Here is a 12,353-nt window from a genome sequence, read left to right on the forward strand (position 1 = left end):
CATGGGTGAAGTTGCCGGTTACAATGGCGGAGGATACGGATCGGTTGGAGCGGTGCTGGTTCTCTTTATTCTCTTGGTCATCATCTTGTCTGCTTTCGGATTTGGAGTTTAATAGGGTATGAAAAAAACCCGCACCGTTTGCCCGGTGTGGGTTACTTCCGTTCATTGCTATGCATGCCTCCCCATAGGCGAGACCGCATCGCCTTTCGGGGTGGATTCTATAAGCAGGGACAACCATTTGCTATATAACTCCCACGGTTTCCCTGAGTCCAGCAATGCTTTGCAAGTATAAATCCCTTCCTCGACCGACCTGACTTTGTCCGCCAATTGTAGACGTACCGCACCATTCAGCAGCACCTGGTAGATAAATGCGAGGTCCCCTTTGCCTAGCAGAACCTCCGCCGTAGCGTCAGCTTGTTCGGAAGGAGTCCAGCTGATCTCTGGAACCGGCACATCTAGCCCGTACGCTTCGGGATCGATGATCTGGAGACTGGCTTTACCGTTCTCGATCCGGTATGTCCGCGTGGGCCGGTGAATGAATAGTTCATCCGAGCCTTCACTGCCTTGAATAATGATCGCTTTGCGGTAATCGAGTTTCATGATCAGTCGGCTTAACCGGTCAAAGACCGTATTATGGTAAACACCAAAGGTTAAATATGGGGAATGAGAATAATCGACAAACTTTTCCGCCGTGTTGAGCACGGTCCGCATCCCCAGTTCCTCGCGAATCGGGCGAAGTTGCTTAAGCGGAGGGCACCATTCTTCCGCATCTACATATAATACGCCCGTCCGTTTGGCCGCCCGGATGCATGAGTCTTTGGCCAATGCCGGTCCGGTTATTCCTTTCGCCGCGAGTATATCCGACAAGGTAATCCCCCACTTTGGCGGGAGGGATGCAGTCCCGTGCAGCGTAACAGGGAGATCGGCAGCCGCGAGGACAAAAGCAGTGGCTAGCGTCGAGAAAAAAGATGACTTTCTGCCGTCATAAGGACCTGCGCAGTCGATACCCGCATGTAAAAACGAACGGTCCGCATATTCACGACTGACCTTCACGAATGCTTCCAATTCTTCCACGCTTTCCATCTTGATGCGTTCAGCGATGAAAAAGGCGCCGATCTGCGCAGGAGTAGCCTGTGCACCTAGAATCGATGCTGCAGCCTGAAGGGCTTCCTCGTAAGTCAGGTCCCGAGCGCCGCGTTTGCCGCGGCCGACTTCTTTCAATAAGTGGATCATGATTTTTTGGCACCTCCTGAACCGGTCTCTTGCAGCAATTGATACAGCTTAACGATCGAGGTGGCGACGTCCACCATTCTTTTTCTTTCATTCATCGCCTGTTTGCGCAGGACATCGTAAGCTTCGGATTCCGAAATTTGTTTCATTTCGCATAAAATGCCTTTGGCCATATCAATCCATTTTCGTTCTTCAATGCGGGCTAGGAGCTGCGTTTTTTCGTCATGCCACTGTTGACGTTCGTAAAAATGCTTTGAACTAAAATGAAGCGTCCAATGCAGCTCGTGCTCCTTCATGGAGGGGAATAAAAGTCCATCAATTGTAACATCATCTTCACATGCTTCGAGAGATTGCGAAGCGGCATGATCGCTGCACCACCACAGAACCGGCACGCGCTTTTGTTGTTCAAGGGTGCTGCACCATGGCTTGATCGAGGAAACCGGAAGATGGAGAACCGTTCCGTCAGCCTCCATGATTCCGGCCAACGCTTGCTTCTCATTGCGAGCAAGGTGGATCTTATAGCCGTATGAACGAAGGATAAATTCCGGAAGAAGCGCCTTGGCAGCTGTGTCACTTCGCTCTGAAGCAGGGACCGGATGGTGGATAACCAGCAATGAACGCATGGATTGACGCTCCCTTCATAAATGAAATCCTGTCAGAGGTTAAGCTTTAGCACAAAACAGAAACTATGTTAATTTATATAACATAAATCACAAGTAGATGTCGATAATTAATTAATTTTCTTAATTTCGTGTCAAATATATTGACAGAACTCAAATGCGTAGTGTATATTTCCCTCAAGAACTTTATACTTCCCGGATACAACGTTGTATCCCATTAGCGGCAAAGAAGCCTGTTTTCGTTCCCGGTAAGAGTGTGCCAACTCTACTGGATCGAATGCAGGCTATTTTGGTTTTTTAAGATTTGTTGATGGATGAGTATATCGAAGGTGTTAGACGGAGGGAGAGCGAACCATGACAAAAAAGAAGTTAGTGATGATCGGGAATGGCATGGCAGGAGTACGTGCTATCGAGCATTTAATCAAGCTTGCGCCCGAAGCGTATGAGATTACGATATTCGGGGCGGAGCCTCATCCGAACTACAATCGGATCATGCTGTCATCCGTCCTCGCAGGCGGAACCGATCTGAAGGAAATCATTATTAATGACTGGGATTGGTACAAGGAGAACCGGATCCAATTGCATGCAGGACATACGGTGAACCGGATCGACACGCGGCATCGCAAAGTATTCTCCGAGCAAGGAGCTGTCGCTCCATATGATGCTTTGATTATTGCGACCGGCTCCAATCCGTTTATGCTGCCTTTGCCGGGTGCCGACAAGGAAGGCGTGATCGCCTTTAGGGACATCCAGGATTGCGAAACGATGGTGAAGACGTCGCAGCAATATAAGAAAGCGGTGGTCATCGGGGGAGGCCTCTTGGGCCTGGAGGCCGCTCGAGGTCTTCTGCATCTGGGCATGGATGTATCCGTGGTTCACCTGAATCCCTATTTAATGGAACGGCAATTGGACGAGACGGCAGCCAAAATGCTGCAGCGTGAACTCGAAACACAAGGAATGACCTTTTTGCTGAATAAAAATTCGGAATCGATCTCGGGTCGGAAGCGGGTGAGGGCGCTCCATTTTACGGACGGGAGCAGCGTCGAGACCGATCTGATCGTGATGGCCGTCGGGATCAAGCCAAACGTCTCTTTGGCACAGTCCTCCGGGATCGAGGTTAATCGCGGGATCGTCGTTAACGACTATATGGCGACGAACGTCCCCGGCGTCTATGCGGTGGGCGAATGCGCCGAGCATCGGGGCATTGCTTATGGTCTTGTAGCCCCGCTGTACGAACAAGGAGCGGTACTCGCCAAGCATCTGGCAGGTGTGGAGACGAGTGGATATGGCGGTTCCGTCACGTCAACGAAATTAAAGGTATCCGGCGTGGATGTATTCTCCGCAGGTCATTTTGCAGACCCGGAAGGAACCAGATCCATGCGATATCAAGATGAGGTCGAAGGGGTATACAAAAAAATCGTCGTCCGCGAAGACCGGCTCATCGGGGCTGTTATGTTCGGCGATACGGGGGATGGACCGAAGCTGTTTTCGCTCATGAAGAGCGGGGAATCCATCAAGGGCAGAGAGAAAGAGCTTCTGTTAGGCTTCGCGCCTAATGCAGGCGTTGTATCACCGGAGCAGCGGCTGGCTCAGCTGGCGGATGATGAGATCATTTGCGGCTGTAACGGCGTATCGAAAGATGCGATCAAAGATGCCATTCTTACGAAGAACTGCAATACCGTCGCATCCGTTAAAGCTTGTACTAAAGCTTCGGGATCCTGCGGCGGCTGCAAACCTCTTGTCGAGGGACTCGTTCAATTATACGCCGGGGATGCTGCCGGGGAGCCGGTAAAAGAAGGGATATGCGGATGTACTTCGCTGGGGAGAGATGAAATTATCACCGAGATCACCCGTCTTGGACTGGGTACCGTGAAAGAAGTGATGAATGTGCTGGGATGGGACAATCCGGAGGGGTGCTCCAAGTGCCGTCCATCGCTGAACTACTATCTCGGCATGCTGTTTCCGGAATCCTACGTGGACGAGAAGGAATCCCGTTTCACGAACGAGCGGTACCATGCCAACATTCAGAAGGATGGCACGTATTCCGTGGTGCCTCGGATATACGGTGGGGTGACGTCGCCTTCGGAGCTAAAGAAAATCGCCGAGATTGCAGAAAAATTCGATGTGCCGATGGTCAAGATTACGGGCGGACAGCGGATCGATCTACTCGGCGTCAAGAAGGAGGATCTGCCGAGGATGTGGGAGGAGCTGGATATGCCTTCCGGTTATGCTTACGGTAAAGCCCTCCGTACGGTTAAAACTTGCGTAGGGTCCACGTTTTGCAGATTCGGCACGCAGGACTCCATAGGTATGGGCGTGCGTTTGGAGAAAGAATTTGAGCGGCTGAGCACCCCGGCCAAAGTGAAACTGGCGGTTTCCGGATGTCCTCGGAACTGCGCGGAAGCCACCATTAAGGATTTTGGCGTTGTGGCAATTGATGGCGGCTGGGAATTGCACGTCGGCGGCAATGGAGGCGTTCATGTCCGGGCCACGGAATTGTTATGCGTCGTAAAGACCGAAGACGAGGTGGTCGAATGGGCCGGAGCCTTTATCCAATATTACCGCGAAAACGCACAATGGAATGAACGGACGTCGGTTTGGATCGAGCGAGTGGGCCTGGACCATGTGAAAAAAGCATTGGAGAAGAAAGAGGACCGCGCCGCTCTTGTTTCCAGAATAAAGCTGGCTTTAAGCAAGCAAAAGGATCCGTGGAAGGAGATTACGTCAGACAGCGGGCTTCGTAAAAATTTCGTGCCTTTGCCTGACGCCGAAGCTGTGACGAAATAGGGGGAGAACCAATATGGCGAAACTGCATGTAGGATATGTGAACGAAATCGATCCTAAGGGATCAAGAACCATTGAAATCGGGGGAACGGAAATTGCGCTGTTCCGCTTGTCGGACGGGAATATTCTGGCCGTCGAAAACAAGTGCCCGCATAAAGGAGGCAAGCTTTCGGAAGGTATGGTGTGCGGGAAGCAAGTGCACTGTCCACTGCATGATTGGAAAATCGATCTGTGCAGCGGACAGGTTCAAGAGCCGGACACGGGTCATGTAAACACTTATCAGATTGAAGTGGATCCGGCAAGCGGCGCGATTTACTTGCTGGATCGTACAGCATAACGCATTGTCAGTCATATTCCGCTGTCATGTTTGAGGCTGTCTTAAATGTTAAGGATTGATTTCATTAGAAGGAGTAGACCGACATGGATTATGTGAAACCGGATCAGGAGATGCATGACATGATCGAGGCTGAGGCCGCGAAGGCGCGGCTGAAGACTTCGCAGATGCTTATTCGCGGCATACTGTCCGGCGCTATCCTGGCATGCGCCACCACGCTAGCATTTACAGCTTCGACTCAAACGAATATCCCGATGGCGGGCGCGCTCCTATTTCCGGTTGGCTTTGTCATCATTGTAGTGCTGGGCTTAGAGTTGGTCACCGGAAGCTTTGCACTCTTACCGTTAGCCGTCCTGCAGAAGAAGGCGTGGCTCTGGAATCAAATCCCCGTGCTTATAGGTAACTTTATCGGCGGATCGTTATTTACCGGGGAGATGCTGTACTTTGCCCGATATGGATTCGGCAAGAGACGCGGGGTTGCGCGGATGACGACCGGCTATTCAGGCCGCAGAATAATGGAGGCGACGGCAGTTTCCGTCGAGAACAGACGATGAGGCCGGGCATGGTGTATATCGTCGGCGCAGGTCCGGGAGACCCGGAGCTGATCACACTGAAAGCCCTCCGGCGTATCCAGGAAGCGGACGTCATCATGTACGATCGGTTGGTGAACGATGAGCTGTTGAGTTACGCGAAGAAGGATGCTTTGCTTGTATACTGCGGCAAGGCACCCGGACGCCATTCTCTTCCGCAGGAAAGGATCAACGAGAACATGGTGGCCTTTGCCCTTGATGGTCATCATGTCGTCAGACTCAAGGGAGGCGACCCGCTGATCTTCGGTCGAGGGGGAGAGGAAGCATGCGAATTGGCTGCACGCGGCATTCCCTTCGAATTCGTACCAGGCGTTACCTCGGCGGTGGGCGCTTCCTCGTCCGCAGGAATTCCTCTGACTCACCGCGGAGCCAGTACCTCGGTTGCTTTTGTCAGCGGAACGAGCTGCCATGGCAATGAGCAGAGCGTGAGGTGGGACTTGCTGGCGCACAGCGTGGATACGCTTGTGGTGTACATGGGTGTCAGCAGAATGGACGGCATCTGTAAAGAGATGATCGCTCATGGCAAGCAGCCGTGGACTCCCGCTGCCATCGTCGAGCAGGGAACCAGGGCGGAAGAGAGAATCTTCACGGGTACGCTCGGAACCATCTACAGGATTTCTCATCGGATGAACGTGAAAAATCCGGCCCTGCTGATCATTGGAGAAGTGGTGCGGGTCAGAGAGCAGCTCTTGAAACTGGCGGCGGAGGCGCAGGAGAAGACCGGTTAACCCTTGTACAGATATGAGAAAATGTATGCACAGCCTACAATTTCGCTGGTGCGATACGTAGATACTTTTAACCATGGAGTGAACCCTTCTTGATTTGGGGTTCACTTTATTTTGCTGTGGAACATGTTAGCGGGGATGGGAAGGCATACAATAATACGGACCCGGCATTCGAGAATAGCCGATTTTATGCCGTCGCGATAGGAAAACGCTTACAATGCAAAGAATATCATGTTAACGCCATCTGTAACGATCAAGCTGGAGTGAAGTTGAAATTACTTGTTTTAGAAAAGGGAAAGAACGGGGGAGACGCATGAAATATGACGTCATCGTGGTAGGAGCCGGCTTATCAGGTCTCGTAGCTACCGCCGAAATGGCCGAGGCCGGCAAGCGGGTACTGCTGCTTGACCAGGAACCGGAAAGCTCTATTGGCGGGCAGGCATGGTGGTCTTTTGGCGGTTTATTCCTTGTCGATTCGCCTGAGCAGAGAAGACTGGGGATCCGGGACTCCCGTGAACTGGCATGGCAGGATTGGCTGGGAGCCGCTGGTTTCGATCGGGAGGAGGACGAGGATCTGTGGGGGCGAAAATGGGCTGAGGCCTATGTCGACTTTGCCGCCGGTGAGAAGCGGGCATGGCTGCATTCGTTAGGAATTCGGTTCTTCCCAGTCGTTGGCTGGGCGGAACGCGGCGGATATCTCGCCGAGGGCCACGGCAATTCCGTGCCGCGTTTTCACATTGTGTGGGGAACAGGGCCAGGTGTCGTACAACCATTTGAGTCCAGGGTCAGAGACGCCATCCGTTCCGGCGTAGTTGATTATCGTCCGCGTCACCAAGTCGATGAGCTGATTACGCGCGAGAATGCCGTCACTGGAGTAAGGGGTTCGGTACTTGCACCGAGTTCGGCCCGCCGGGGCGAAGAAAGCTCCCGCGAGGTCGTTGGCGACTATGAATATTATGCGGAGGCTGTGGTTGTCTCCAGCGGAGGCATCGGCGCCAACCACGAGCTGATCAGGCAGCATTGGCCGTCCCGGTTAGGCAAGCCTCCACGAGCGATGCTCTCCGGCGTTCCCGCGCATGTGGACGGACGGATGCTGCGAATAACGGAGCAAGCCGGCGGGCGGGTCGTCAATCGAGACCGGATGTGGCACTACACGGAAGGGATTAAGAACTGGGACCCGGTATGGTCCAAGCACGGCATCCGGATACTGCCGGGTCCATCGTCAGTATGGCTTGATGCCAAAGGGCAACGGCTTCCTGCTCCGAATTTCCCGGGTTTCGATACGCTGGGAACCCTGAAAGCCATTCAGGATACGGGCTTTGACTATTCCTGGTTTCTTCTGACCAGAAAGGTTATTGAGAAGGAATTTGCCCTGTCCGGCTCGGAACAAAACCCGGATTTGACCGGCAAGAGCATCCGTAAAGTGCTGGGAAGAGCAGGCTCGGGCATTCCTGGCCCTGTGCAGGCATTTCTGGATCACGGCGAGGATTTTGTTGTGGCCGATTCACTGCCCGAGCTTGTGGACGGCATGAATAAGCTTGCAGGCAGCGACCTGGTCAAGCTGGACGATTTGAAGCGTCAGCTTGCCGCCAGAGACCGCGAGATGGACCAGGCTTTTACCAAGGATCTGCAGATTACGGCGCTCCGGGGAGCAAGGAATTATATAGGCGATCGCTTGGTGCGCGTAGCCAAGCCGCATAAATTTCTTGATCCGGCCCATGGTCCATTGATTGCGGTGCGCCTGCATATTCTTAGCCGGAAAACACTGGGCGGGCTTCAAACGGATCTATCGGGGAGGGTGCTGAGTGGATCCGGCGAACCGGTTCCCGGGCTCTACGCGGTTGGGGAAGCGGCCGGCTTTGGTGGTGGGGGCGTTCATGGTTACCGTGCATTGGAGGGAACGTTTTTGGGCGGCTGCCTGTTTACGGGAAGGCAGACGGGGCGGAGCATTGCACAACTGTAAAGTTCAGGAGGTCGTCCATCCTTGGAATATTATGCAAAATCCCCCTTATCGTTGTCATCCTCTCCCCAGCCATAATAATGAAACAGCCTCCCATCGAAGTCGATAGGAGGCCGTTTTCAGTTATGGCTTAAGGAAGGATGTTGCCGGCCGCGCGGTAAATGGCGTACCATTCCTCGCGAGTCAGCGTGACATCGCCTGCTTTGATGCAGTCCTTCAAACGGTTGATATTCATCGTTCCGATGATGGGCTGCATATGTGCAGGGTGGCGAAGAAGCCAAGCAATGGCAATCGTCGTATTGGTAACGTTATATTTTTCAGCGATTTCATCGATCTTCTGGTTAAGCTCAGGGAACTTGTCGCTTCCAAGGAATACGCCTTCGAAGAACCCGTATTGGAAAGGCGACCAAGGCTGAATCGTAATGTCGTGCAGTCTGCAGAAATCCAGAACGCTGCCATCGCGGTTAACCGCGGCGTCGTTCTCCATATTCACGTTGATTCCGCTTTGAATCATAGTGGTATTCGTGATGCTAAGCTGCAGCTGGTTGGCTACGAGCGGCTGTTTCACCGCTTTTTTCAACAGCTGGATCTGCATCGGATTCTGGTTGGATACGCCGAAATGACGCACTTTCCCGGAGCTTTCGAGCTGATCGAATGCTTCAGCCACCTCTTCAGGCTCAACCAAAGCATCCGGACGGTGGAGCAGGAGAACGTCGAGATATTCGGTACGAAGTCTTTTGAGGATGCCGTCGACGGAATTCAAGATATGCTCTTTGGAGAAATCGAACATGCCCTGACGGATACCGCATTTGGATTGAAGAATGATCTTCTCGCGGACTTCCGCATTCATATGTATCGCATCTGCAAAAATCTCCTCGCAAGCTCCGCCGCCATATATGTCGGCATGGTCGAAGAAGTTGGCTCCTTCCTCCAGTGCGGATTGCACGAAACGTTCGGCTTCGGCTTTTTCCAGCGAATTTATGCGCATGCAACCAACGGCTACAACAGGTACTTCCAGTGAACTGCTTCCTAGTTTCATCGTTTTCATGATTGCGGTCCTCCCATTCAAAATAGGTTGATTGTTCGGCCGCCGCGCTATAATGCAGGGGCAGCCGAGAACGTGTAAGCGAACGACTAGATGAATAGGTTCATGCTGACAGTCTCTAGTGTATTGTGACATGCAGACGGCGCAATGTACAAGCTTTAATTTTCTCTCCCAGGCAGCCATGTGGGTTATGGATCCCGCATGCGATTTCGGAAGCGCCTTGGATTCATCGCATCCTAATGTAAGGCCTTTACTTTTCGAAGCGATCCGGCTGTGAGGAAGAGAAGGCATCTCATGAAAGCTGAAGCTTACGTCCTGTACGGGCACTTCATAACTCATCCGGTTAGCCAGAAAGTCCAGACTCTCCTTCATGATCTCAAGCGTAATCCATTCCCCGGCACAGCGGTGACCCGTATGATGATCTCCGCCGCCTTGAGGGATGAAGTTAAAGGGACTTCCGTTCCAATGTTCGAAGCGATCCGGCTTGAACAGCTCCGGCTGATCCCATAGGCCGGGATGATGGTTCGTTCCGTATAAATGGTCTCTTCCGATTTGAACAATTTCACACCGCTGTTCTCAACTATCATAATCCAAGCCAAAAGTTGAAACCGGGCTGCTCCCTTGCAGGATTCCCTTGCGTTGACGAGAATTCATTAGGTAATAATTCAAAAAGATGAACCCAGGAGGTTAAGAAAATGGCTGCAGAAGTAACCAGGGTGTACAAAGAACAGATCCCGTCAGCGCGCTTGATCGGCAAACGGTATACGGACGAGCATCGAAATGCGGCAGGAAGCTTCGCGGACCAGTGGGAAGAATGGTTCGCCAATGGCTGGTTCGAAAAGATCGGGCAGCTTGGTTGTTTGCCGGAATCGGAGGGTGCTACTTATGGTCTTATGCGAATGAACGGGATTCAGTTTGAATATTGGATCGGTATGCTTTTTCCGAAGCATATCGAAGTGCCGGAAGGATTTGACCATGCGGATCTGGAAGAAGGCGCTGCGGGGATATGTTGGTTATATGGCAAGGATAACGGGGAGCTATTCGGTATGGAGCCTCATAAACGATGCATGGCGAAAATCGCCGAACAAGGCTGGAGCTTGGACGAGAACCCGTGGTTCTTTGAACGTTATCATCCAGTCCGTTTCATGACGCCGGATGAGCAGGGGAATGTCATCTTGGATTATGGCGTTTATTTGAAATGAGACGTTCGATTCGCTAGGGATGAATGAGAGCCGCTCCAATGGAGTGGCTCTTAACCGTTCTTCTGATTCAGTTAAACAAACTACACGCCATATTCGAGCTCGCTGTTTCTGTGGAAATGCTCGAGTCGCCGGTTCATTCACTGCGATATACGGAACATTTAGATTCATGCAGGACTTAGCCTCTACTCACGAATTTCTTTGCATTGTCTACGTTCAGCTTTTTAACATGTTGAGTTAATAGATTCTTGTCACTGACGATCCAGGTGTGATTGGTGGAGTTGCGTCTTCGATTCGCTAAGAAATGATACGGACTTCCCGAGTATATTCTATAGTTACGAGCTATACAATCAGCACAAAATTTGACGCACTCGCTGCGATTTTGATTCGGGAACGCTACTTGATCGAATACATGCCGTTTAACCAGCAAGGTCGCCCCTTGAACAAGGGGAACCCATTGATTGGCCATGTTAGGGTAACGGTGCAGAAGAGCTTTTTGCCCGGCAAGCTGCATAAAGTGCGCTCTCTTTCCTACAATATCAGCGCTAGTCTTGATCATGAGACGGACGCTTTCGTTCAAATAATCAGGTGCGTAATAGTCATCATCGTCAAATTTAGCAATGAGGCCGTGTTGGGAGACCTTTACACCATAATTAAGGCAGCTGCCGAGTGATAATCGTTCCGGTTTGCTATATATTCTGACGTTGCGATATGACTTGGCTGCCATTTGATATTCCGGTAGCTTGAGACTGCCATGATTTAAGATGACGATTAACTCTTTGTTCCTGTAATTCTGTCTGGCGTAATTCTCCAACAGATTGTGCAGGCATTCCGGTCTTTTGGTGCAGGTGATGATCGATACGGCAGGCTGTGATGGGGATGATGACCGGTGCGTCATGCTCGACTGCCTCCGGTCGTCCGCTGTACGAATTTTTTGAAATCTCGCACATTCGGAACTTTAGGGTGCTTGGCCATGAGTTCCTGATCGCTAATGATCCATGTATGACCGGATGAATTTTTCCGCCGCACTGCCGTAAAATGATACTTGTTGCCGGAATAGACTTTGAAGCCCTTGCTTTTACTTCTTGTGCAAAAAAGATCGTCTTCACCGACGTTTTGATTCGGAAAGCGTACTTTGTTAAAGACGTTCTTCTTAAATATGAGCGTAGCCCCCGGCAGCATGGTTACGGTTCGAGTTTCATCGTTGGGAAACCGTAGAATTAGAGTTTTGGAGCCTTGTAAATACATATAATGTGCACGTTTCCCTATAATATCGGCGTTCGATCTTCTTAACGACTTCAGGCTGTCCGACAAATAGTGGGGGGCGTAATAGTCGTCATCATCGAATTTGGCAACGATGCCGTATTTCGTTTTGCTTACGGCGTAATTTAGGCACGCACCCAAAGTGACATGCTCCGGCATGCGGTAGATTTGTATGTTTCGATGCTTGTTGGCTATTTGCTGGTAAGGAGAGAGGGCGATTGTACTATCGTTGACAACGATAATGAGCTCTTTCTTGGCATGGGATTGTCTAGCGAAATTATGGAACAAGTTTTTAATATAATTAGGGCGATTCGTACAGGTAATAATGGATACGCCTTGCGTTTTGGATGAATTGTTGAAGCTTGCTGCCATTCCATCACTCTCCTTATCTATGAGGATAATTTCTATATCACAATAGAGTATGTAAAGTATAAATAGAGGTAACGGCATTACGACTCGACCAACTTTTAAAATTTTTATAGCAGGAGGGCATTGCATTACAGATCTTGTTTGTCTATAATGGATGTCATAAGTCCATAATATGATTTGTCCTTGGCATTCTTCCTTAGGCAAAGAGGAAATAAACAAGAAGTCATGTCTTAT

At 51.0% G+C, this 12,353-nt stretch carries 13 protein-coding genes; 8 read left to right on the forward strand and 5 right to left on the reverse strand.

The genetic code is table 11. The features are described 5' to 3' along the window. Position 1: 1 nt before the first annotated feature. The gene (locus tag GYMC10_RS32750) at positions 2-112 is read left to right on the forward strand and encodes a sporulation protein YjcZ (RefSeq protein ID WP_200868618.1); all 111 of its coding nucleotides are present in this window, start codon (positions 2-4) and stop codon (positions 110-112) included. Between the two features lie 56 nt (positions 113-168). On the opposite strand, the gene GYMC10_RS13035 is transcribed toward GYMC10_RS32750, so the two are convergent. Together GYMC10_RS13035 and GYMC10_RS13040 are read right to left on the reverse strand one after the other, a co-directional pair. Then, positions 169-1,233, reverse strand: a complete 1,065-nt coding sequence (locus tag GYMC10_RS13035) for an anthranilate phosphoribosyltransferase (protein WP_015734880.1) — start codon at positions 1,231-1,233, stop codon at positions 169-171. Further along, positions 1,230-1,853 (reverse strand): ANTAR domain-containing response regulator, encoded by a 624-nt coding sequence (locus GYMC10_RS13040; RefSeq protein WP_015734881.1) that lies wholly within the window; start codon positions 1,851-1,853, stop codon positions 1,230-1,232. The genes GYMC10_RS13035 and GYMC10_RS13040 overlap by 4 nt, the downstream gene beginning before the upstream one ends. A 351-nt stretch (positions 1,854-2,204) precedes the next feature. Between GYMC10_RS13040 and nirB the strand changes: the two genes are divergently transcribed. The 5 genes from nirB to GYMC10_RS13070 all read left to right on the forward strand — a co-directional run bounded on the left by nirB (position 2,205) and on the right by GYMC10_RS13070 (position 8,246). Next, entirely contained in the window at positions 2,205-4,637 is a 2,433-nt protein-coding gene (gene nirB / locus GYMC10_RS13045) for a nitrite reductase large subunit NirB (RefSeq protein WP_015734882.1), read from the forward strand. Between the two features lie 13 nt (positions 4,638-4,650). Further along, complete coding sequence (gene nirD / locus GYMC10_RS13050; protein WP_015734883.1) at positions 4,651-4,971, forward strand: nitrite reductase small subunit NirD; 321 nt, start codon at positions 4,651-4,653, stop codon at positions 4,969-4,971. Between the two features lie 83 nt (positions 4,972-5,054). Beyond that, positions 5,055-5,522, forward strand: coding sequence for a formate/nitrite transporter family protein (locus GYMC10_RS13055; protein WP_015734884.1), 468 nt, complete (start codon positions 5,055-5,057; stop codon positions 5,520-5,522). 8 nt (positions 5,523-5,530) lie between these two features. Further along, the gene (gene cobA, locus GYMC10_RS13060) at positions 5,531-6,286 is read left to right on the forward strand and encodes a uroporphyrinogen-III C-methyltransferase (RefSeq protein ID WP_015734885.1); all 756 of its coding nucleotides are present in this window, start codon (positions 5,531-5,533) and stop codon (positions 6,284-6,286) included. 310 nt (positions 6,287-6,596) lie between these two features. Beyond that, positions 6,597-8,246, forward strand: a complete 1,650-nt coding sequence (locus tag GYMC10_RS13070; RefSeq protein WP_015734886.1) for an FAD-binding dehydrogenase — start codon at positions 6,597-6,599, stop codon at positions 8,244-8,246. A 127-nt stretch (positions 8,247-8,373) separates the two neighbouring features. Here the strand turns inward: GYMC10_RS13070 and GYMC10_RS13075 are convergent, their stop codons facing one another. Continuing rightward, positions 8,374-9,291: an aldo/keto reductase family oxidoreductase gene (locus GYMC10_RS13075; protein WP_015734887.1), complete on the reverse strand. Its 918-nt coding sequence runs from the start codon at positions 9,289-9,291 to the stop codon at positions 8,374-8,376. 291 nt (positions 9,292-9,582) lie between these two features. Between GYMC10_RS13075 and GYMC10_RS13080 the strand changes: the two genes are divergently transcribed. Further along, positions 9,583-9,798: a hypothetical protein gene (locus GYMC10_RS13080; RefSeq protein WP_041621984.1), complete on the forward strand. Its 216-nt coding sequence runs from the start codon at positions 9,583-9,585 to the stop codon at positions 9,796-9,798. Positions 9,799-9,983: 185 nt separating this feature from the next. After that, positions 9,984-10,490 carry a hypothetical protein gene (locus GYMC10_RS13085; protein WP_015734888.1) on the forward strand — a complete coding sequence of 169 codons (507 nt, stop codon included), beginning with the start codon at positions 9,984-9,986 and terminating at the stop codon, positions 10,488-10,490. 175 nt (positions 10,491-10,665) lie between these two features. Here GYMC10_RS13085 and GYMC10_RS13090 read toward each other — a convergent pair whose 3' ends face one another. Both GYMC10_RS13090 and GYMC10_RS13095 read right to left on the reverse strand, forming a co-directional pair. Beyond that, positions 10,666-11,385 carry a glycosyltransferase gene (locus tag GYMC10_RS13090; protein WP_015734889.1) on the reverse strand — a complete coding sequence of 240 codons (720 nt, stop codon included), beginning with the start codon at positions 11,383-11,385 and terminating at the stop codon, positions 10,666-10,668. Further along, entirely contained in the window at positions 11,382-12,122 is a 741-nt protein-coding gene (locus tag GYMC10_RS13095) for a glycosyltransferase (protein ID WP_015734890.1), read from the reverse strand. The genes GYMC10_RS13090 and GYMC10_RS13095 overlap by 4 nt, the downstream gene beginning before the upstream one ends. Between the last annotated feature and the right edge of the window lie 231 nt (positions 12,123-12,353).

This window comes from Paenibacillus sp. Y412MC10 (assembly GCF_000024685.1).
In the GTDB taxonomy this organism is placed as follows: domain Bacteria; phylum Bacillota; class Bacilli; order Paenibacillales; family Paenibacillaceae; genus Paenibacillus_AQ; species Paenibacillus_AQ lautus_A.

What these genes read in the sequence shown, in the direction of transcription:
- GYMC10_RS32750 (WP_200868618.1), top strand. Translation starts at nt 2, where the DNA reads ATGGGTGAAGTTGCCGGTTACAATGGCGGAGGATACGGATCGGTTGGA.
- GYMC10_RS13035 (WP_015734880.1), bottom strand. Translation starts at nt 1,233, where the DNA reads ATGATCCACTTATTGAAAGAAGTCGGCCGCGGCAAACGCGGCGCTCGG.
- GYMC10_RS13040 (WP_015734881.1), bottom strand. Translation starts at nt 1,853, where the DNA reads ATGCGTTCATTGCTGGTTATCCACCATCCGGTCCCTGCTTCAGAGCGA.
- nirB (WP_015734882.1), top strand. Translation starts at nt 2,205, where the DNA reads ATGACAAAAAAGAAGTTAGTGATGATCGGGAATGGCATGGCAGGAGTA.
- nirD (WP_015734883.1), top strand. Translation starts at nt 4,651, where the DNA reads ATGGCGAAACTGCATGTAGGATATGTGAACGAAATCGATCCTAAGGGA.
- GYMC10_RS13055 (WP_015734884.1), top strand. Translation starts at nt 5,055, where the DNA reads ATGGATTATGTGAAACCGGATCAGGAGATGCATGACATGATCGAGGCT.
- cobA (WP_015734885.1), top strand. Translation starts at nt 5,531, where the DNA reads ATGGTGTATATCGTCGGCGCAGGTCCGGGAGACCCGGAGCTGATCACA.
- GYMC10_RS13070 (WP_015734886.1), top strand. Translation starts at nt 6,597, where the DNA reads ATGAAATATGACGTCATCGTGGTAGGAGCCGGCTTATCAGGTCTCGTA.
- GYMC10_RS13075 (WP_015734887.1), bottom strand. Translation starts at nt 9,291, where the DNA reads ATGAAAACGATGAAACTAGGAAGCAGTTCACTGGAAGTACCTGTTGTA.
- GYMC10_RS13080 (WP_041621984.1), top strand. Translation starts at nt 9,583, where the DNA reads ATGAAAGCTGAAGCTTACGTCCTGTACGGGCACTTCATAACTCATCCG.
- GYMC10_RS13085 (WP_015734888.1), top strand. Translation starts at nt 9,984, where the DNA reads ATGGCTGCAGAAGTAACCAGGGTGTACAAAGAACAGATCCCGTCAGCG.
- GYMC10_RS13090 (WP_015734889.1), bottom strand. Translation starts at nt 11,385, where the DNA reads ATGACGCACCGGTCATCATCCCCATCACAGCCTGCCGTATCGATCATC.
- GYMC10_RS13095 (WP_015734890.1), bottom strand. Translation starts at nt 12,122, where the DNA reads ATGGCAGCAAGCTTCAACAATTCATCCAAAACGCAAGGCGTATCCATT.